Annotated in this window: 18 protein-coding genes and 1 pseudogene; 15 read left to right on the top strand and 4 right to left on the bottom strand. The window is 51.8% G+C overall.

From position 1 onward, the window contains the following. Window positions 1–111 precede the first annotated feature (111 nt). The 6 genes from KF749_14330 (at window position 112) to KF749_14305 (ending at window position 3,828) form a co-directional block, all read left to right on the top strand. Window positions 112–723, top strand: coding sequence for an inorganic pyrophosphatase (locus tag KF749_14330; protein ID MBX2992324.1), 612 nt, complete (start codon window positions 112–114; stop codon window positions 721–723). A 2-nt stretch (window positions 724–725) separates the two neighbouring features. Continuing rightward, window positions 726–1,190: a hypothetical protein gene (locus KF749_14325; protein ID MBX2992323.1), complete on the top strand. Its 465-nt coding sequence runs from the start codon at window positions 726–728 to the stop codon at window positions 1,188–1,190. A 32-nt stretch (window positions 1,191–1,222) separates the two neighbouring features. Beyond that, window positions 1,223–1,648 carry a hypothetical protein gene (locus tag KF749_14320; protein MBX2992322.1) on the top strand — a complete coding sequence of 142 codons (426 nt, stop codon included), beginning with the start codon at window positions 1,223–1,225 and terminating at the stop codon, window positions 1,646–1,648. 71 nt (window positions 1,649–1,719) lie between these two features. Beyond that, window positions 1,720–2,397 (top strand): class I SAM-dependent methyltransferase, encoded by a 678-nt coding sequence (locus KF749_14315; GenBank protein MBX2992321.1) that lies wholly within the window; start codon window positions 1,720–1,722, stop codon window positions 2,395–2,397. A gap of 8 nt (window positions 2,398–2,405) precedes the next feature. Then, window positions 2,406–3,134: a VOC family protein gene (locus tag KF749_14310; protein MBX2992320.1), complete on the top strand. Its 729-nt coding sequence runs from the start codon at window positions 2,406–2,408 to the stop codon at window positions 3,132–3,134. A 31-nt stretch (window positions 3,135–3,165) separates the two neighbouring features. Further along, a complete protein-coding gene (locus KF749_14305; GenBank protein MBX2992319.1) occupies window positions 3,166–3,828 on the top strand; it encodes a hypothetical protein in 663 nt (220 codons plus the stop codon). Between the two features lie 11 nt (window positions 3,829–3,839). Here KF749_14305 and KF749_14300 read toward each other — a convergent pair whose 3' ends face one another. The 4 genes from KF749_14300 to KF749_14285 all read right to left on the bottom strand — a co-directional run bounded on the left by KF749_14300 (window position 3,840) and on the right by KF749_14285 (window position 6,331). Beyond that, window positions 3,840–4,472, bottom strand: coding sequence for a phosphatase PAP2 family protein (locus KF749_14300; GenBank protein MBX2992318.1), 633 nt, complete (start codon window positions 4,470–4,472; stop codon window positions 3,840–3,842). Window positions 4,473–4,615: 143 nt separating this feature from the next. Continuing rightward, window positions 4,616–5,119, bottom strand: coding sequence for a hypothetical protein (locus tag KF749_14295; GenBank protein MBX2992317.1), 504 nt, complete (start codon window positions 5,117–5,119; stop codon window positions 4,616–4,618). A gap of 164 nt (window positions 5,120–5,283) precedes the next feature. Next, window positions 5,284–5,481, bottom strand: a complete 198-nt coding sequence (locus KF749_14290; protein MBX2992316.1) for a hypothetical protein — start codon at window positions 5,479–5,481, stop codon at window positions 5,284–5,286. 4 nt (window positions 5,482–5,485) lie between these two features. Next, on the bottom strand, window positions 5,486–6,331 hold the full coding sequence (locus KF749_14285; GenBank protein MBX2992315.1) for a sulfurtransferase: 846 nt from the start codon (window positions 6,329–6,331) through the stop codon (window positions 5,486–5,488). 342 nt (window positions 6,332–6,673) lie between these two features. On the opposite strand from KF749_14285, the gene gdhA reads away from it, so the two are divergent. From gdhA to KF749_14240, 9 genes and pseudogenes are all read left to right on the top strand, one after another. Then, window positions 6,674–8,014, top strand: a complete 1,341-nt coding sequence (gene gdhA / locus KF749_14280; protein ID MBX2992314.1) for an NADP-specific glutamate dehydrogenase — start codon at window positions 6,674–6,676, stop codon at window positions 8,012–8,014. Window positions 8,015–8,216: 202 nt separating this feature from the next. After that, window positions 8,217–9,140, top strand: a complete 924-nt coding sequence (locus KF749_14275) for a hypothetical protein (protein ID MBX2992313.1) — start codon at window positions 8,217–8,219, stop codon at window positions 9,138–9,140. Window positions 9,141–9,152: 12 nt separating this feature from the next. After that, window positions 9,153–9,242, top strand: a pseudogene (locus KF749_14270) (hypothetical protein). A gap of 120 nt (window positions 9,243–9,362) precedes the next feature. Then, window positions 9,363–9,503, top strand: coding sequence for a hypothetical protein (locus KF749_14265; GenBank protein MBX2992312.1), 141 nt, complete (start codon window positions 9,363–9,365; stop codon window positions 9,501–9,503). 12 nt (window positions 9,504–9,515) lie between these two features. After that, window positions 9,516–9,836 (top strand): hypothetical protein, encoded by a 321-nt coding sequence (locus KF749_14260; GenBank protein MBX2992311.1) that lies wholly within the window; start codon window positions 9,516–9,518, stop codon window positions 9,834–9,836. Window positions 9,837–12,022: 2,186 nt separating this feature from the next. Further along, the gene (locus tag KF749_14255; GenBank protein MBX2992310.1) at window positions 12,023–17,008 is read left to right on the top strand and encodes a hypothetical protein; all 4,986 of its coding nucleotides are present in this window, start codon (window positions 12,023–12,025) and stop codon (window positions 17,006–17,008) included. A 250-nt stretch (window positions 17,009–17,258) separates the two neighbouring features. Continuing rightward, complete coding sequence (gene tnpA, locus KF749_14250; GenBank protein ID MBX2992309.1) at window positions 17,259–17,714, top strand: IS200/IS605 family transposase; 456 nt, start codon at window positions 17,259–17,261, stop codon at window positions 17,712–17,714. A 636-nt stretch (window positions 17,715–18,350) separates the two neighbouring features. Beyond that, window positions 18,351–19,811, top strand: coding sequence for a hypothetical protein (locus tag KF749_14245; protein MBX2992308.1), 1,461 nt, complete (start codon window positions 18,351–18,353; stop codon window positions 19,809–19,811). A 12-nt stretch (window positions 19,812–19,823) separates the two neighbouring features. Then, complete coding sequence (locus tag KF749_14240) at window positions 19,824–20,669, top strand: hypothetical protein (protein MBX2992307.1); 846 nt, start codon at window positions 19,824–19,826, stop codon at window positions 20,667–20,669. Window positions 20,670–20,759 lie beyond the last annotated feature (90 nt).

Raw genomic sequence — 20,759 nt, 5'->3', positions numbered from 1 at the left:
AGAATATAGGTGAAGCAACTTCGCTCAAAAGAACTCCTTGCAGATGCAACACAATTTCACCAAATTTGTAACAATTTCACAGCGTTGTTCACAAGAGGGTAGTCATCCCGTATGGGTTTTCCCAGCCCGTTTTACCGGTGGCGGCCGCATCCCTGGCACGGACTTGAGCTCGGACCGGAACCGCCGCACATCATTCATGCGTTCATTGAAATAACTCCCTTTGACCTGATGAAGTATGAGGTCGACAAAACTACGGGCTATCTTCGGGTGGACAGGCCGCAGCGAACATCCTCGTTGCCGCCTTCCCTGTACGGATTCATCCCGAGAACGTATTGCGCAAGCCGCGTAAAGGACTTGTCGGGAGTTGCCGACAGAGGCGACGGGGACCCGCTCGATATTTGTGTGTTGAGCGAGCGACCGATCAACCGTTCGGAAGTAATTCTTAACGCCCGCGTTATCGGCGGGATTCACATGATTGACCACGGTGAAGCGGACGACAAGATCATTGCTGTTCTGGCCAACGACAGCGTGTGGGATGCAACACGGGATATCGCCGATGTACCATCTGTTGTGGTTCAACGGTTGCGTCATTACTTCGCCACGTACAAATCAATGCCGGGGGAGTCTTCGGAAGTCTCGATCGAACGCATCTACGATTGCTCCCACGCTCTGAAAGTTGTCAGCGCCGCGATTCAGGATTACGACGAGGTATACGGCAGGTGAGTTTGAAAGCTGTTCTTTACAAGTACGATCCGGCTGTGCACAGTTCCCGGCTTCTGTTGCTTGCAGGCGTTGTATGGGCGGCGGCTGGCATGTTTCTCTGCATCCGGGCTGCAGATTGGCTTGCGCCGTTGCCCGGTGCTACTGCAGCACTGCTGGTGGCAACGGGCGCGATAGTGGCAATTGTGTCAAGCCGGTTCATGTTCAGACGAATTGCACATCGAAACGTCGAGAGAATCTCCCGCCTGCCTGAACGAGCATGCATGTTTGCATTTTCTGCCTGGCGCGGGTATGGAATTATCGGCGTGATGATCCTGCTTGGCATTGTGCTCCGCAGTTCGTTGCCCGGTCAGTACCTCGTTCTCCCCTACTTTGCGATGGGCGGAACACTGCTGCTGTCAAGTTCCGTGTTTTTCCGGAGCTATTGGAACCGGAGGCACCTTCTGACAGAGATCTCGCAGATTACATAGCATTCATGTACAACCAGCTTGGAGGCAGAGTCATGGAACACTCCCCCGACCCTCGCTCGGCACTTCTCGAACGCATTCGCGAAGGCATTCGTACAGCAGAAACGCAATCCGCCGGTCTCAAAAAGAAGAATTCCCGGTACTCGACAACGGGAATTGTCGCAGGTGCGCTGAGCACGGTCATCGCCGCCACTGTTGCCTCGATAGGCCCGATTATCGGGCAGGGGGCACCGGCATGGAAGCTGACCTGCGGCTTCATCGCCCTGTGCACAGGTGTCGCAACGGTGACGACCGGGTTGCAAAAGCAGCTTTCAGTAACCGAACGATATGCAAAAGCTGTCGCGTGTGCCGGCAAACTCCGATCGCTGGAATTTGCTTTGACAGTCACCAACCGTGAAACCGGAGAGGTGGCAAAGGAGTACGAATCCGCGATTGCAAGCTACTCCGATGTTCTTTCATAAATCAAAACATGTTCAACACCTCCGGCACTGAACGCATGGAACCCGCAAACCCTCTCACGTTTTGGGAGAACGTGAGACACAATACCAAATGGGGACAGTATATTCATGCGATCGAAGAGAACGCCTTTCACAAAGCGTTGCGGGCTGCTCAAAGCCCTTCTGTGGCTCTCGAAATCGGGACAGAAGGGGGTTATTGGACAAGGCAACTGGTTGAGTATGGCTGGAAAGTAATTTGTACTGACGTTGATGAACATGCTCTCGCTCTGTGCAGGCAACGGGTACCTTCGGCAACGTGTATTCACGTTTCGCCCGAGTCTACAACGCTGCCCTGTGCGCCGGAAACCGTCGGGTTGATGTTGTGTATCGAAGTATTTCCCGTAATCAACTCGGGATGGTTCCTGCCGGAGGCAACCCGCATACTGCGTCCCGGAGGTGTAGTCATCGGAGTTGCACAAAACAAAAACTCGATCCGCTCTGTCGCCGCCAAAATCATTCATACAATCGACCGTGAGCGAAACGCGACTTTCGACAAACGTTATCTCTATACAAATGCGTATACCGATTGGAAAAATCAAATGGAGCATCGGGGTCTTTCCGTCATACATGAAGAAGGCATGTGCTGGCTCCCGTTCCAGCGCAAGAGTGACTTCTTCCTCATACCGCAACTTGCGCGTTTGGAAGAGCAGATGGGGTTGCGCAAAATGCCGCACTTGAGCCCCTGGATCGCGTTTGTCGCTCAAAAGAGGTAAGTTTCAGAATGCACACAATCAAGCTTGGCAACTACGCTCATATTTCGATTTCCGTCACCGACTTGCAGGAATCATCGCGCTTCTATGAGCTGCTGGGTTTCAAAATTCTGTACGGGAACAACGAACCGCATCCGTGGGCGCTGTTCACAGACGGGTCTGTAAACATTCATTTGTACCAATTCTCGTTTGTGTCTCCTGCCCTGCATTATTTCTCGAACCACATGCAGGACAAGGTTCTTGAACTCATGCGCCTCGGAATCAGGCCGGGGCAGCAGACAAGCAAGGATGGCCACCGCGTGCAGAGTACGATCGCCGATCCGAGCGAGTTTCTGATTATGCTGATGCATCACAATGATGCGGAGATGCCGAAACCTGACGGGGATCTGCGCTGCAGACTGGGAACGTTTGGCGAACTCAGTATAAACACGGAGAATCTCGGCTCAAGTGTTGACTTCTGGGAACAATTTGATTTCACGCTTCTCAACCGCGGAGAGAAGCCGTACCCGTGGGCCATCATGGCCGATGGCGTGATGACGGTTGGCTTTCATCAAACATCGTCGTTCACAACCCCGGCGTTGACCTACTACGCTACAGATGTATATGAGAGAGTTCAACTCCTCAAGTATGATTCATTCCGGAACCTCCGCGAGCTGAAGGATGCGTCCGGAACAACAGAAGGAGCCATTCTCCAGGCACCCGAAGGACAACTCCTGTTTGTCTTGAAAGGAAGAGTCTGAGTATCTGACTATCATCTAACAAAGGAAACCTATGCCGGCCAGCTTTGAAAAGTACTTTTCCGCGGAAGATTTGAAGCGAATCGAAGAGGCGGTGAAATCCGCCGAGCAGGAAACCTCGGGCGAGATCGTGCCCTATGTTGTCCACATGAGCGACACGTACGACGAAGCGATGTGGCGCGCCGGAGCCGCTGTGGGGGCCTGCGCGTTGACGGTATTCGTTCTCTTTCACAACTTCTCGGCGTCGTGGCAGCCGTTTGAGATGATGCACATTGCCTTCGTGACGCTCGGAGCCGGAGCCATCGGGGCTTTGCTTGCGCGCTTTTCAGAGCCGGTCAGAAGATTGTTTGCAGGAAGAGAGGAGATGGACCGGCGTGCGCGACAACGGGCTGCCGGGGCGTTCCTGACCGAGGAGGTGTTCAACACCCGCGACCGTACCGGCATATTGATTTTCCTCAGCCTGCTTGAGCACGAAGTCGTGATCCTTGGTGACTCGGGGATCAATGCCAACGTGAAGCAGGAAGAATGGGATGGAATTGTGAAGACGATTGTACAGGGAATCCGCTCGGGAAAACCCGCCGAAGGACTGATCGACGCAATCCGGCAATGCGGCGAACTCTTGAAGCGCGAGGGAGTTTCCCGCAAGCAGGACGATTCCGACGAATTGCCGAATACGCTCCGCAGAAGCACAACATAGTCTGCCGTAAATCAAGAAGCCGGTTCGCCGAGAGTCTTCTGTTGAAACTGGCGCGCCATCCGGTAGCAGACAAACGCAACAAACGGCGCCACCAGCACGTCGATCACGTAATGAACGTGCTGCCACACCACACACACCGCAACAACAATCGTGAAGAGAAGATAGACACGTCTCACCCATTTGCGGGAAATAACCAGCGAAAGCAGAAACATCGTTGACGTGTGTCCCGAGAAGAAGAGATCTTTCGTGGGGGCATTGCCGTCACCTGCAAATTCCACGAGAGGGTCCCGCAAGACAATCAGGCCCGGCGACGGGTTCAGAGGAGTCAGGTACATCATGAACGCCCTCACAGCCAACATCAGCATGTACGCCTGAACCGCAAGCAGAAGGCGTTCGGGGCTGTTCGCGAGATAGACGATAGCAAGCAGAAGTCCGGCATAAATTATCCCGAACGTTACCCACGTAAAATCCCTCGGTGGTATCATTTCCAGAAGCGGGTCGGGCAACACGGCTCCGTCACGCAACTCCACCCATTCAAGAAAGCGCGTGAATGCGTTCAGCATGACAACAAGCAGAATCACGGAAATCATGAATTGCAGCCGGAAAGCGGGATTGCGAAAGGCTGTACGCCATGCACTGAACATGTTGGATTCGTTGTGTGGTAGTCGGGTTGGTACTACAAGAAACGGAATAGCGAAACAAGCTTCAATCCCCCAATAAAAAACCCTCCCCCCTGTTACGGGGAGAGGGAATCGCTTTACTTCCTCTGCACGTTCAACGGTTCAGTTTACTTACCTCTGGGCCTTGCTTTTGCTAACAATCCGTCGGCGATACCCTTGTAATCGCCCAACGCCGTTTGTGCCGCTCCGAGGGCGCCCTGAATCTCCGAGGTGGCCGTCGTCAACTCATCCTTGCTTGTCTTGAGCTTGGAAATAACCTCATCAAACTTCATGGTAGCAAGATCGGGCGTCTTGTAGTTCTGGATCCAGGCGCTCACATTATCCTTCACGCCGGTCAGCCGGTCTTTTGCGGCAGTCAATTTTGTAACCGCGTCGGTAATTGTGCCTGCTTCCTTGGGGAATTGTGTTGAGAGTTCCTGCGCACCGGAAATGGCTGTTGTAATTTCGCCGGCCACGTTGTCGAGGTTTCCGAGCGATGATGTCGCATCATTCACCATGGTCGTTACTTCAGTTGTGAGATCTGCAACCATCTTCTTCTGCTCTTCCGTCGGTCCGCAACCGATAAAGGTTAGAACGAACAATGCAACCAGCATAGCGGAAATGATTCTCATCGGGGTTTCTCCTGTATTGTTGTAAGGGGATAGTTACCTGAGGCGTAAAAAAGATACACGAAATCCCCTGTAGCCGAATTAAGTTACACTTAATTCTTCTTAATCCATTGGCACAAAAAAGGCGGGGAGAGTCCCCGCCTCTTTCACGGTTTCCGTGCGTTCGATTACAGCCGCTGCTTTACCCTTTCAAGCGCAAGATGGACGGCCTCGTCTCGGCTTTTTCCTCCGGCACGCGCAATCGTGGCGCCGGGATTCAGGTTCGAAACGTGACAGTAATACTCATCGCCGATTCTGTATGTTGTCAGTTCAAGATCGATCCCGTTGAGTAGTTGCTTTTCGGTTGCGAACTCTTCTGCTTTCACGTTCTTACGCTCCCTTCTCAACAGGCGCCCCGACGAGATTTCCCCATTCCGTCCACGAGCCGTCGTAGTTGGAGACGTTGGGATAGCCTAACAGTTCGTTCAACACAAACCACGTATGACTTGATCTCTCGCCGATGCGACAGTAGGCAATGACGGGCTTCTCACGCGTAACGCCTTTGCTGCTGTACAGAGCTTCAAGTTCGTCGGCACTCTTGAATGTGCCGTCGTCGTTGCAGGCCTGTGCCCACGGAATGTTCTTCGCGCCCGGAATATGCCCGCCGCGCTGGCATGTTTCCGGCAGACCGGGGGGCGAGAGAATCTTTCCCGTGAACTCATCATTCGAGCGGACATCGACAAGCACGACGTTCTTCATTTCCATCGCTTTCTGCACCTGATTCATCATCGCACGGTATTTTTCGTGGAAGCCCGCAACTTTGTACGCCGCACGCTTCGGCGACGGCACGTCCTTCGCCAGTTCACGTCCTTCGGCCAGCCATTTCTTTCTTCCCCCGTTCATGATACGAACATCCTTGTGCCCGTACATCTTCAACTGCCACAATGCCCACGCCGCAAACCAGTTGTTGTTGTCGCCGTACAGAATCACGGTTGTGTCATTGGAAATTCCTGAAGAACCGAGGAGTTCCTCGAGCGCAGTTCTGCTGATGATGTCGCGCTGCACCGTGTCGCAGAGTTGTGTTTGCCAGTTCCAGCCCACGGCACCGGAAATGTGCCCTTCGCTGTACGCAGCCGTATCGACGTCGACTTCGGCGATGACGAGATTCGGATCTCGCATATGTTCGGCGACCCATTCCGTTGAGACGAGCATCTGGGGATTTGCGTAGCTTTTCATCTGACTCCTCCTTGTGGTTGGTTTGTGAAAGACAGCCGGTTCGGATACAGCGATTTCGAAAGCGATGAATTCCCCGGAAGGGAACGTAATATGCGTCGATACGAAGAGACATCGTATCCGTTTGGGTGGGTAAGATAGGATTCTCCATGTCCGAAGTCAAGTCCGCAAACTGCCGCTGCTCCTCCGGTTTTGGCCCGATTTCAACACCTTTTTGTCATCTTGCAAATGCAGCCGGACTTTCCTACTTTTAATCAGGCTATTTTTACACTCCGTTCTTACCGCATTGCGAACTGCGCGAATTCGCTTCACAATTCCAAACATTATTCAATCAAGAGGCAAAGCATGTCAGACTATGTAAAGAATCTCATCGCACAAGTAAAGGCGAAAAATCCCGCTGAACCCGAGTTCCATCAGGCTGTTCAGGAAGTGGCAGAATCGCTGGAGTTGGTGCTGAACCGGCATCCCGAGTACCGGTCGGCCAGAATCCTGGAACGCATGGTGGAACCCGAACGCGTGGTGATGTTCCGTGTTCCCTGGCAGGACGATCAGGGGGAGTTTCACATTAACCGGGGCTTCCGCATTCAAATGAACAGCGCCATCGGGCCGTATAAAGGCGGGCTGCGCTTCCACCCCTCCGTCACGCTCGGCATCCTGAAGTTTCTTGCGTTCGAGCAGGTGTTCAAGAACAGCCTTACCTCACTGCCGATGGGCGGAGGAAAAGGCGGTTCGGATTTCGACCCTAAAGGCAAAAGCGACAGCGAAGTGATGCGGTTCTGCCAGAGCTTCATGACCGAACTCTTCCGCCATATCGGGCCGGATGTTGACGTACCTGCAGGCGACATAGGCGTTGGCGGACGGGAGATCGGATTCCTCTTCGGGCAGTACAAACGTTTGACCCGCGAGTTCGGCGGAGTTCTTACCGGAAAGGGACTGAACTGGGGAGGCTCGCTTGTCCGACCGGAGGCAACCGGATTCGGCGCAACATACTTCGCCGAAGAAATGTTGAAGACGAAAGGGATGGCGTTCGATGGAAAGCGGGTTGCAATCTCAGGATTCGGCAACGTCGCCTGGGGCGCAGCAAAGAAGGTGACTCAACTCGGCGGCAAAGTGGTTACACTCTCCGGTCCCGACGGCTTCATCTACGATGAAAACGGTGTGAAGGGTGAGAAGATCGACTACATGCTGGAACTCCGCGCCAGCGCAATGGACGCGGTGAAGCCCTATGCCGATAAGTTCAAGGTGCCGTTCCATGCTGGCAAGCGGCCATGGAGCATCGCTGTTGATGTGGCAATGCCCTGCGCTACGCAAAACGAACTCGACGAAAACGATGCCCGCGAACTCGTAAAGAACGGCTGCATCTGCGTGTGTGAAGGCGCCAATATGCCGACGACACTTGCAGGAGTGAAAGTGTTCGAAGAGGCGAAGATCCTCTACTCACCCGGCAAAGCGTCCAATGCAGGCGGCGTGGCAACCTCCGGACTGGAGATGAGTCAGAACAGCATGCGGCTCAACTGGCCCGCCGAGGAAGTGGACAGACGGCTTCACGAAATCATGAGCAGCATTCACAACATGTGCGTGGAAACTGCGGCACAGTACGGCACACCCGGCAACTACGTGAACGGTGCCAACATCGCCGGATTCCTGAAAGTGGCAAATTCCATGATGGATCAGGGATTGGTGTAGCAACAAACAACAAAAGGACGAGGCAGACCCCTCGTCCTTTTTCGTTTCTCCCGTGCGTGAGACGAAAACACTCTTCCACACATCTCCCGACTCGAAAGGACACGCAATGTAAACCCACCGTCTGTTGCATGCCGGGAACGTCAGAAAGCAAAGTAACGGCCACAGGTTTCCGAGGAACTCACAACCAATCGGCAGAATACCAATGAGAACAGGCAGCGCCATCATTCTTGCATCTCTCCTCACGCTAACCGGTCACGCACAAATCAATCGAGCCGATTCAACTGTGCAGGTCATCGGATACTGGAACAGGGGAGACAAGGAGACATACTCCATCACAGAGCAAACATTCAGGATACAAAGCGGGGATACCACCTCCCGCGATCAGTCGTCATACGACGTTGAAATCACCGTAGCAGATTCGACGGCGAGTTCTTATACAATCGAGTGGCTGTACAAGAATTTTTCCGTGGAAGGCAACAATCAACTGCTCAAGAAACTCGCCTCCGCGTCGGAGAATATGAAGGTCGTGATCCGCACCGACGAATTCGGAGGATTTCTCGAGGTGGCGAATTGGCAAGAGGTTCGAGACTTCATGCACAGAAGTGTTCAGCTCATTACCTCCGATCTCCCTCCCGTCCCGAATGGAGGAGAGCTCATAGCAAATATGGTCGCAATGTTCTCGTCAAAGGAGGCGATAGAATCCGCGGCCATCAAGGAAATACAGCAATTCTACACGTTTCACGGCGGCAGGTACAAACTCGACCTTGAATACTCCGGCAAGACGCAATTGCCCAACATATTCGGAGGCGAACCGTTCGACGCCGAAATGACGGTATTATTGGAGGAGATAGACGAGGAGTATGAAGAGGCGATACTCCGGGTCTGGATGACGGTTGACTCGGACCAGGCAACGAATGCTTCGTACGAGTTCTTGAAGAAGGCTGCAGAGACGTCAGGATTAACGCCCCCCACGCGGGAGTCTATTCCGCCGGTGAGCATCGAAGATCGGACTGCCACACAAATTCACGGTCCTTCGGGATGGGTGTTGTACTCGATCAGTACTCGTGAGATTACGGCAGAGGGTGGGTCAAGAATTGAAACAAGAGTGATCGAGATAAAGGAGTAACAACCTCTTAGGCCCGGCAAAGCATCCAATGAAGGCGGCGTGGCAACCTCCGGCCTTGAGATGAGCCAGAACAGTATGGCCTCAACTGTCTGGATCAGGGATTGGTGTAGATTCCGGATTGGCGATTTCGGATTACGGATTGCGGCCCTTTCTATTCAGAGAGGGCCGTTTCTTTTTGGCCGGTGCGATGTTCCCAGGTGAGAACAAGGAAATGGAACACAGATGAGACGGATTGTCCTGATTCTCACAAAATATAGAGGCGCTGCCGCCCACGTACTGGCACAAATTCTGCAATGGTTCAGCTATAACCCGGAAGCGGAGGAGATGCGGAGCAGAAGCGGAGAAGATCAGAGCCACGTATAAAGGAGCGAAGATATGGCAACGGTTCAGCTACATGCGATGTTTCAAGGACTTAGCGGCAAGTCGGGCGGATGGGTGTATAAGCGGAGAAACGGCAAGGTGTATCTATCCAAATGCCCTGATTTCAGCAAGCGCAAGCTGAGTGTTGAACAAAAAGAGTCAGTTGACCAATTTCGCGCAGCGGTACAGTACGCCAAGCAGGCGATACGCAATCCGCAGCTCCGCGCCGCATACGAGGAGCAGGCTCGTACCGAAGGGAAATCGGTTTTCAACACGATTGTGGGTGAAGAGATGAAGCGGTTGAAGGCGCTGGCCGCGGCAAAACAGGGTGGCTGAGCAGTTCGGGTGAGAAGATAGAACGCAGATGACACGGATTGTTCGGATTTGCACAGATTGGTTCACACACGCGAGAGAAACTTGTAGAGCCAAACTCCAGTTTGGCTCTACAATGAGCGAGTCGGAGACTCGCTCTACAGTTCGCAGGGCCGGATTCTGGAACCCGGGTGATATCGAACGCTGATGACACGGATTGTTCGGATTTGCACAGAGTGAAGTGAGTGAAAGGGAGGGGTGTCACGGCAGGGTTGTGTGTTACTTTCTTTGTGGGCGAAGCCCCGCTCTTTGGATTCCGCTCAATGCGGATTCAAAAAGCGGAAAAAGTAACCAAAGTCCCGCAGAGCGGGATGCCGCACAATTCTGTTTTGGATTGTTGCGGCAAAACCCTGTCGAAATCGTAAGCCCCCGATCCATCTCCCACGCACGGCCCGTGGATTTCGGCCGAGTGTAAATCGGCTGTCTGCCGAAATCCAAACGCTTCGATGGATCGTCCCCACGCTCACGGCCCCGACGATTTCGACGACACAGTATTGTAGATCGCAGGCGTGGTTTTCTTTTTCTGTGATCGCATGATAACACACCCCTCCGTCTCCCCTCTCGCTTACGCGCGAGCTAACGCACAGAGGGGAGTGCGTCAATCAGTGATTCTTTTTCTGCGCTGAACACATACTCCCCTCTTGAGAGGGGTGTCACGCCGACCTGTCCGCCGTCTGTTTGGCGGAGGCGTGACGGGGTGTGTTAACGCGGATTTGCACACGGATGTCACGGCCCGATGTACTTTCTCCTTGGAAGAGAAAGTACCAAATCCGCCGAAGCGGGATCCCGCTCAATCAGAATTTGAATTGATGCGGGAGAGAACTTGTCTAAATCGTCCGTTCCCTTTGGGAACGAGATCTCGTTCCGACTACGTCGGAACGGATACCCTTTCGGAATCCCCGAAGGGGGTCCTTCGGACAATCGCCACCGCACAGGCCGTAAGTTTCGGCGGTGATGAATCCCGGGTGCCGAAACTTAAACCCTCCGATTGATTCCCCTTCCCGCAGAGCCGACGATTTCGACGACACATGGTCAATGATTGTCGTGCGGAGCTTCGTTGAACCTCGCATTGAAATCGTCGGCATGCGCGCCGGAAACAACCGTGCTTACGATTTCAGTTGCTTCTCAAACTGAAATCGTCTTCATCCAGAGCCTGACTTCTCTGAGCCGTGCGTTACGATTTCAATGCACGTTTCTTTCGACCCTTTCTTTCCTAAAGAAAGGGTCAACATAGTAGCGTCACGGAGTGGTCCGTGACGCCCAAGGTGAAAGGCGATTTCAGCGATTGATGTTGCTGGGCTTCTTGTTGTCCATTTCTTTAGAAAAGTCCGCTCTCAGGATTCGCCTGAAGCGAGATTCTGGAAAGCGAAAAATGGACGAAAGTCCGGCAAAGCGGGATGCCGCTCAATCCTATTTTGATTGTTGCGGCAAAATGTATGTCGAAATCGTCCGTTCCCTTTGGGAACGAGATCTCGTTCCGACTTCGTCGGAACGGATGACACGCCAATCCATCTCCCACGCACGGCCGTGGATTTCGGCCGAGTGTAAATCGGCTGTCTGCCGAAATCCAAACGCTTCGATAGATCGTCCCCACCCTCACTCCCGACGATTTCGACGACATAGATCAAAACAGCAAAAAGGGTTAACGCCACAGGCCGGAAACGGCTGATGCTTGACTCTCCATAATTCCGCTTGCAAATACCAATCGCATTTGCTACACTTACTACGGACAGGGCAGACGTTATCTGTCCCCTCACGGTTTGCATGACCAGGAACATGCACACAGGGCGGAGTGAGGGGGCGTATATATTTATACTTGATTACGTTGCCCCGCTGTGTCCTATGCGGGGTGTACTTGAACACTGATTGTTGAACTTGCCTATGGGCAGTGCAAGGCACCGGGACGCGAGAAATATTACTCCCCACTTAATTGGACCAAGACAACTGCGTCAGGGGCGGTCTGTCGATGTTTGCATAACGGATAGAAACAAAAAGCCCCGGAAGAACCGGGGCACCAGAAAACAAAAATGCCCCCGTTAAAGGACGAGGGCGAACCTGTTGAAGCCGAAGCTTCGCTACGGAATAATCCTTATTGTAGTTTGCTTCGGAGGAAAGATAGTGTTGTCCCTTCATAAATGCAAGGAGAAAAAATGAAAACTGTCTTGGGCCTCGACTTGGGAACAAATTCCATTGGTGGCGCTTTGGTAAAGATTGGTTCACTCGACCAGTATGGAAAGGAAGGAAAGATCGAATGGCTGGGCAGCAGAATTATCCCTGTGGATGGAGAAATGCTGCAAAAGTTCGAATGCGGCGGAATGGTAGTGACCAAAGCGGCGGCAAGAACAAAAGCCCGGAGCGCCCGCCGACTGAAACATCGCTACACCCTTCGACGAGCAAGACTCATAGAAGTCTTCAAGGTCTTAGGATGGGTACCGGATGACTTTCCTGAGGACTTTAAGCAGAGAATGGAAGAAGACCCCAACTATAAGTTCCATATTAATAACTATCTGCCCTTCGACGAAACCACAATTGATGAAGCACTAAGTGAGTTTGGGATCAAGAGAAAGAAAGATGGCACACTACCGATTTCGCCCGATTGGATCGTATACTATCTTCGCAAGAAAGCGCTTTCAAAGAAGATTACGCTGAAAGAACTTGCCCGAATACTGTACATGATGAACCAGAGGCGTGGATTCAAAAGCAGTAGAAAGGATCTCCGCGAGACAACTGTACTAAGCTATGATGAGTTCATAAAGGTCCATGAGAGGATCAAGGCCGGTCATTCACCAGAATATGCCGAGGGGAAAGGTGAAGCGCTCGAAACCAAGTTTGTTTCAATAAGCAAAATCAAATCCGTCAAGCAGGATGGCAAAGAGACAGACAGCAAAGGCAATTTCTCATTTACAATAACTGCCTCTGACCCTAGACTAGAACCTTGGGTTGAAAAGAGAAAAAAGAAGCCCGAGTGGGAAGGCAAAGAATTCAAGCTTGTCGTCACCCAAAAGGTAGACAAGAAGGGCAAGCTAACCCAACTTAAGCCGCAAACACCACAAGAAGGTGATTGGGAACTTGCAATGGTTGCGTTAGATAACCAGATTGATGCCGAACAGAAACACCCGGGGGAGTTTTTCTTGGGCAAACTGGTTGAGGATAAGAATTATCGCATACGGCAAACTGCAGTTCGAAGAGAAAAATATGAAAAGGAACTTAAGGCCATATGGGACAAACAAGCAGAGGCTTTTTTGCCGGAACTCAAGGACAAATCCAAGCTCTACCAAATCGCCCAAGTACTGTATCCGACTCAAACACGAGAGAAAAAGGAGAAGCTGAAGGACATACTGTCCCATGATCTCTTTCATGTTTTTGCTAATGACATTATCTATTATCAGCGCGAGTTGAGATCACAGAAGAAACTTGTAGGCGGATGTCAATTCGAGTATCACACATACAAGAAAGCCGGCAATGAACGGAAGTCACGGGTCAAGGTGGCCCCTATTTCAAGCCCTGAGTTTCAAGAGTTCCGCATTTGGCAAGACATCCACAACCTGCGCATAATCCAGAAAGAAAGACTCGTAGACGGCCGACCGCAGTTTGATGTGGATGTTACAAAGGACTTCATTGATGAAAGCACCAAAGGGGTTCTCTTTGATCTATTTGACTCCTCTTCTGAAATCGACCAAAGTGACATTTTCAAGAAGTTAAATGAATGTCGACATGAGAAGGCACTTTCAGAAGAAACACATACGATCAATCTCATTACGCCCTACCGAAAAGCACTCAAGGGAAATGAAACAAAGCAACAGTTCAGACGAGTGTTCAAAAAACATGGCTTTGACGAGGAAGGAAGTAAACTACTTGCCGATAAGATCAAATTCTACAAGTTATGGCATATCATCTACTCAATAAGCTCGTCAAAAAAGGAGATCTCGGACAAGGGCATAAGGTCAGCTCTCGGAAATCCAAAACATGATTTCAACTTGCCCCCGGCAGTCATCGATGACTTGGCAAAACTTCCTGAACTGCCAAAGAAATATGCTGCGCTATCATCCAAGGCAATCAATAAATTGTTGACCGTTATGCGCTGTGGCGCCAAATGGAGTTGGGAAGCTATTCCAGCGCAGACGCGGGAACGGATAGAAGATATTCGAAGCAACGGATGGGACTTTGAAATCGATAAGAAAACCGGAGAGTTTATTGAAAAGAGGCAATTTCGAGAGCGAGAGCAATTTCAAGGCCTGCCGGTTTGGATGGCATGTTACGTTGTCTATGGAAGACACTCCGAGCGAGAATCGAATGAGAAATACTCAGACAATGGCGGATATCAGCAAATAGATGTCATGAAACTCGTCCCACACAATAGCTTGCGCAATCCCATTGTCGAGCAGATTGTCCGGGAAACATTACGGTTGGTCAAAGATGTCTGGAAGCAGTACGGGCGACCTGATGAAATTCACATTGAGCTTGCCCGAGACCTAAAGAAGAATGCAGAAGAACGAAGTAGAATCGCAGAGAGGAACAGTGCCAATTTCTCGGAGAAGCAACGGATCAAGCAATTGCTCTATGAATTGATGAACGGAGATTTTGAAGAATATTCGGATCACCAAAAAGTCACGTCGCACTTTGAAGTGGACCCAAACCCTGAATCACCGGCTGATATTGAGAAGTTCCGAATCTGGAAGAGCCTTGGCGAGAACAATATTGATGATGAAAGACGCAAGGAGCTCTTTGAGTTCTTCCGGACTGACGACAGAAAAAGAACACCAACGGGAAGAGAGATTCGGAAATATGCGTTATGGTTGAGCCAGAAGTGCATATCCCCTTACACCGGCAAAGTCATTCCCATTAGCAAACTTTTCACGCATGAATACCAGGTAGAGCATATCATACCGCAGTCAAAGCTAAAGGACGACTCCTTTGAGAATCTTGTGATCTGCGAGGTCGCTCTTAACCCCGAGCCATACAAGGGTAATAAACTTGCCCGGCATTTCATCCGACAATTCAGCGGGCAGACACTAAGAATAGGCGGCATCGAATATACAATCTTGGAGGAAGAGGCCTATGTTGAGCACTGCAAAAAAACTTTCCGAGGGAGGAAACGAGCAAACCTGCTGCGGGAGGACGTTCCTGACGAATTCATCTCGCGCCAAATCAACGACACCCGATATATCAGTAGAAAGCTAAACGAATTGCTTTATCCAATTGCAAGAGATAAGGAAGGCTTGGTGTTTACAATTGGAAGTATAACCGGAGATCTCAGAGCGCAATGGGGACTCAATCGAGTTTGGAAAGAGCTACTCAGGCCCCGGTTTGAGAGATTGGAAAAAATCACTGGAAAGAAACTGATCTTCCGGGATGAAAAGGATGCAAACAAGTTTCACTACAATGTGCCGGAAAATCCTCGACTAAACGAGAAACGTATTGACCACCGACATCACGCATTAGATGCATTGATCGTGGCAACCACAACACGGGAGCACATCCGATATTTAAATTCATTGAATGCCGTTGACAGCAAGAATGAACTGAGAGAGATAAAGCTTAGGCTCGTGAAGCGTAAGATCAGCGGCTTTGCTTTGCCGTGGCCTGCCTTTGCAAAGGACGCAAAAGATAAACTAAACGAAGTGGTTTGCTCCGTCAAGTCAAACAATAGGCTGGTAACAAGGCCCGACAATCGCTATTTGAAGTGGGTACAAAATCCCAAGGGAGAATGGGTGAAGGAACTTGTGGAGCAGACTCCTCCGCAAGATGCTACAGCGAAATGGCTGGCAATCCGCAAATCAATGTTCAAAGAGCCGCTGGGCATCATATACTTAAAACAGATAAGAGAGGTCAAGCCCCTGCGAGCAATTGAGCTTGAAATTTTGCGCCAAAAAGCGGTGGGTACAATCGATGCGAAAACGTCTTCTTACGTTTATGACAAGGATGCTCGAATTCAAATCAAAGAAGTTATTAAGCAACATGGTGCCGATCTCGAAGCAATTAAACGAGCACTGAAAAAAGTACCCCTCACAAACTCGAAAGGAAAGGCGATTGTAACTGTGAGAGTCGCAGAGTTCGTAGCATACGCGGCTAAGAGAGTTGCCATAGACAAATCATTTACGCACGACAAGATCGACAAAATTCCATATGCAGAGAAGTCTCTTCTCGCTAGAATACTGCATGCACATTTGAAAGCGCATAAGGACAAACCCGAGGAGGCTTTCCAAGGAGAAGGGCTTGAGATGTTAGAAAAGAAGAACGGAGGAAGACCAATTAAGAAAGTTACAATCTATGAGGAAGTAGGCAATAAAGAGGAGTTCAAAGGCAGGTTAGTAGAAGTCGACAAGGGTAGCAATCTTTACTTCGTCATCTATGAACATCTTGGAACAACGGAAAGAAAGCAAATGTTCACTTTACCCCTGCTTGATGCGATCAATCGACTTGCCAATAGGTCTCCGCTTGCGGATGCGTTGCCTGAGCATAAGGTAATAGTGCTTTCCCCTAGTGATCTCGTGTTCGTTCCAAGGGAGGAGGAGCATATGGATCCTCGCCTAATACCTTGGCAGAGGTACGAGAGCGATCCCGCCGCCCGGGCTGCGTGGATGCTTCTGGCGAATCTGAAAATCGGGCTGCACGAACAGACGCGTTTGCAGCCGCAAATCGCCGAAGCAATCGATGCACCGTTGGTGACGGCGGAGGATCTTGGCGGTCGTGTGTTGCACAAGTTGATTCCGGGTGCCGAGCGGTGGTACGAGTGGATCCGTAAGCCTTCAGCCGCGGCAATCGGGTGGTTGGCGGCACGGATTAGAAATGCCGCGGTGAAGATTACACGCGAGATTGTCACCGAGGCGATGATGGTGTTGAGGTTGCCGGATGTTGTGTTGGCGCTCGGGAAGAATCTTGATGCGCCCGTGCCGCCTGTGTTCGCCGGAACGCCGCATCCGGTTCTTGCCGGTTTTCTTCGCGAGTATGAGACGTGTCCGGCGGGAACCAGCGATTGCGGCGCGAGGGATTGGGCGGATTTACGCCAGCGGATGCATTACATTTTGCATTTGTTCAGGGCGTATGCGGAAGAGGCGTCGTTGTTTTCGAAGCCGTTCGCGGATGCGCAAGTTGCGCAGTTTCGTAAAGGGGTTGTGCCGGGCGGGGTTTTGTAAGGGCGTTTGGTATCTCACCCCTTCAGGGTGAAGGGATCCATCTTGTGATCTTTTGCAGGGGCTTCGCCCCTGCCTATAGTATCTGACCCCTTTGGGGTCAGAACGATTCATTGAATCGTTCTACATGTGGTCGATATGACCCCAACGGGGTCAGATATTATAGCCGGGGACGAAGTCCCCGGTAACAAACACCACACAACCATCTGCAACCCTGAAGGGGTTGGATACACGAACCTACTGGAGATTCGACATGCCTCAATCGCTTGCCAATGTACTTGTTCACATCGTGTTTTCCACGAAAGATCGATATCCGTTCCTCGGCGACAAGGACTTTCGGTCGGAACTGCATGCATACCTCGGAGGAACTTCCAAAGCGTGTGGCTGCGCAGTCCTGTGTATTGGAGGCGTGGCCGATCACGTACACTTACTCTGCTCACTTTCCCGGACAATGGCACTTGCGAACCTGATCCAGGAACTCAAGGTTCAATCATCCAAATGGGCAAAGACGAAAAAAACAACGTTGCGGAAGTTCTCGTGGCAAAACGGCTACGGCGTTTTTTCTGTCGGTCGCGGAGAAATCAATCACATTGTTGACTACATACGCAATCAAGAGGAACATCATCGCCGAACAACTTTTCAAGATGAGTACCGTGCATTGTTGAGAGAATATGAGATGGAATTTGATGAGCGGTATGTATGGGATTGACATGACAATCTCACCCCTTCAGGGTGAAGGAATTACCTTTGTGACCTTTTGCAGGGGCTTCGCCCCTGCCTGTAATATCTGACCCCTTTGGGGTCATGCTAATGCGAACGATTCGGCGAATTGTTCTACACCGACCCCGACGGGGTCGGATATTATAGCCGGGGACGAAGTCCCCGGTAACAAACACCACACAACAATCCGCAACCCTGAAGGGGTTGGATATGTTGTTGCGCCGCGCATGGTCTTGTGCGGCGTTTGGTATCTCACCCCTTCAGGGTGAGTGCATCCACCTTATCATCTTTTGCAGGGGCTTCGCCCCTGCCTGTAGTATCTGACCCCTTCGGGGTCAGGTTGCATGGGAACGATTCGGAGAATCGATCTGCAAGCGACAGTAGCTGACCCCTCGGGGATCGAGCAGAAAGGAACGATTCAGAGAATCGTTCTACATGTGGTCGATATGACCCCAAGGGGGTCGGATATTATAGCCGGGGGACGAAGTCCCCGGTTAAAAACAACGGCACAACAATCCGCAACCCTGAAGGGGTTGGATATATCCTGAACAAATTCCGCTTGCGACTTTCTCACCAAAAATCCTTATGATACCCCGTCCACTCACTTCACCAACAAGGAGGTTCCATGAAGAGAGTCATCTCTGCATCCCTCGTTGCTTTGCTCGCCGTATTCTTCGCCGCCTGCAGCAGTTGTCCGCCTCCTGCACACACTCCCTTTAGCGGCGTGAAGCTCGTCAACATGGTTCCTGCGGCATTCAGCAGCGAAACCCGCCAGGATAGCGAGCCGTTTCTTGCCGTGGATTTCTCGAATCCTGCCCGGATGGTGGGGACGGCATTCACGCCGAATCCGTTCGGGACAAGCGGCAACGCGCCGGTGTATGTCAGCACGAACAACGGCGATTCGTGGTTTCTGAATTTCACCGTACCGAGCTTCGGAGAATTCGGAACAAGCGATATCACGGTCGCCGGAACGCATTCACCGTTGCGCCTGTACAGCGGCATCCTGAAAGTGCCGGGAAGCCTTTTGATGAACGTCCTGACCTCGAATGACTTTGCAGGCGGCTCAACACTCTCACTCTTACGTTCACGTTCGCAGATCGACCAGCCGTTTATTCAGGCGGCAACCGTCGCCAACTCCGAACGCATCTATGTCGGCAACAATGACTTCAACGTGACGGACGGAAAAACGGCAACAGTTGATGTTTCGCTTGACGGCGGGGCGACGTTTCGTGCCGTTCGCATCGAACCGCGCAGCACGGGCAGCGCAGGACAGAACGGGCCCTCGATCCGGCCTGCCGTGGCTAACGATGGCACCGTGTACGTTGCCTATTTCGGGTGGCGCTCGTTCATCAGCAGCACGGCATTCGGCGATATTGTCGTGGTGCGTGACGATAACGGCGGAACCGGGGCGACACCGTTTCAAGACTTGACTGATCCGTCGGATAATCTCCCCGGCCGCATTGTTGTGTCGGGAATCCGCATACCGTGGTCGAACTCCCCGACACTCGGCAACGAGCGCATCGGCTCGACGCTTTCGATTGCCGTGCAACGGACAAACAGCAATGTTGTCTATGTTGCATGGGCCGACGGGCAGAACAGCACCTATACTCTTCACGTTCGCCGCTCAACCGATCGCGGACAAACCTGGTCCGGTGATTTGCGCACTGTAGGAAACGCGACATGCACATCTGTCGCCGTTGCGGACAACGGTACCGCAGGGTTCCTCTATCAACACGTGACAACCGCAACCCTTGTGCCGCCTTGCAACGGCAGATGGGAAACCCGGCTTGAACAATCAACCGACGGCTTTGCGACGTTCGACAATATTCTGCTTGCCAATGTTCCTGCCGACGATCCGAACCCGGTGTTTCTCCCCTACATCGGCGACTACAACTTTCTCGTTGCGGTCGGCAATGAGTTCCGCGGCGTGTTCTCCGCCAACAACTTTCCCGACCGTGACAATTTCCCGAACGGCGTCACGTACCAGCGAAATGTGGATTTCGCAAACAAGAGACTGCTGGACAACGGCGGCGGCACTGTCCGCGTGTCCATCGATCCCTTTTATTTCAGTGTACCCGTCAGGTAAGGAGGAAAAGAGATGAAGAAGAACTCTCAGTATAGAATACATCTTTCAGCACTATTCGCCGGGACCTTGCTCGTTCTGGTCCAAAACATCTCTTCCTCGCAGCCGATTGATCAGGAGATGATGAAGAAGTCGAGTGTTGTGTTTGTCGGAACGATTTCACAAACGGGGGCGGCAAGCTTTGCCGAGGTTCCTGTCTCGAATACCACGAGCGTTGTGAAGGTCGATCAGATTCTGCAACAGCCTTCGGCAATCTCCATCAAGGAAGGAGAAGAAATCACGCTGGAGTTGAAAGCAAGTCTGGCGCCGGGTACGCGGTCACTCTTCTACACCGACGGTTGGATATTGGGACAAGGAGTTGCCCTTCGTGAAATCGGGCATACGCCTCTTCCTGCAACGATGTCACCGGCGGCACAGGATGATCTGCGCAAGCAGTTTTTTGCATCCCGCAAGGCGATGATGGAGGCACAATTTCGAGCCCGCATCGACAGTGCCGACATCGTAGCGCTGGGCAAAGTCACAAGCATTCAGCCATCTCCGCCGGAAACGCAAAAGCGCATCACCGAACATGACCCCGAATGGCACGACGCAATCGTGAAGGTGAGTAAGGGTGTAAAGGGCATTCCCGACGGCGCCGAGATTGTCGTCCGCTTCCCCATGTCGATGGATATCGCGTTCTACGGTGCGCCGAAGCTCGGCAAAGGCGATGAGCGGGTGATGATATTGAGAACAGACACTCGTTCGGGAATGGGCAAAGCACAAGTTGCCGGAAGAGAAGTGGGCGCATACATTGCTGAACAGCCTTCGGATTTTCTTGAAAAAGGTCAGTTGCAACAGGTGATTGAGCTAATGAAGCGGTAAGATCGATCGGTAGGTAAAGGTCCTACCGTGTCGATCCCGGCCATAAACCCGCACGTCACGCACCAACAAAGGCCTTTTGCCGGTAACGAG

The organism is Bacteroidota bacterium, assembly GCA_019637975.1.
Classification (GTDB): Bacteria; Bacteroidota; Ignavibacteria; order UBA10030; family UBA6906; genus CAADGV01.
This window is presented reverse-complemented; position numbering and strand designations above follow the sequence as displayed.